The 771-nt window shown below is 36.2% G+C and carries 1 protein-coding gene; it reads left to right on the top strand.

The genetic code is table 11. The features are described 5' to 3' along the window. On the top strand, nt 1-771 hold a 771-nt coding region (locus tag AC1DUW_RS31195), incomplete at both ends, for a sensor histidine kinase (protein WP_477644499.1).

Here is a 771-nt window from a genome sequence, read left to right as displayed (position 1 = left end):
GTATATGGCGAATATTTGACTGTAGGGGTGCCAATAAAAGATCATGAAGGTGCCATTATTGGTTTTTTAGGTATTGATGTGAGTGCAGAGGATATTAATACAATAAACGGAAAGGTATTAAAAAGCAGTATTGCCATCCTCGTTTATAATGGGGGCTTTGTTATTATGCTGTTAGTTACCTTTTTTGTGATTCAAAAATGGTATCAAAAAGAATTGAAACGGGAAGTGGGGGATACTGAGGATACGTATCAATCAGAATTTCAATCACTTATCGCTTCTGTCCGCTCATTAAGACATGATTTTTCAAATCATATTCAAGTTATACATGGACTTCTCAAGCTTGGTGAAAATGGTAAAGCATTAGATTATTCAACCGGTCTCTCAAAAGAAGTGCAATCGATTGAATCGATGAAATTGGATGTGAATCATCCTGGCTTATCTGTACTTTTAGAGACGAAAAAGCTCTCAGCCCAGAATTATAACATCGATATTACACTTGATGTTTCTCCTAACTCTTTCAACATGGTCAAAACAATTGACTTGATTAAAATGTTATCGAATGTAATCGACAATGCTATTGAGGCAACGACTGAATTACCTGAGCAAGAACGCCGAATGAATATAATCTGTAAAGCCAACGAAGAAAAGTATACGTTTGAGGTTACCAATACCGGACCAATGATTTCTACTATAGATCGGGAAAATATTTTTGTCAGCGGCTTTTCTACCAAAAAATCACAAAAGGGGAAGGTTAGAGGACAAGGCCTGTTT

The organism is Peribacillus sp. P4_C12 (assembly GCF_056402095.1).
This window is presented reverse-complemented; position numbering and strand designations above follow the sequence as displayed.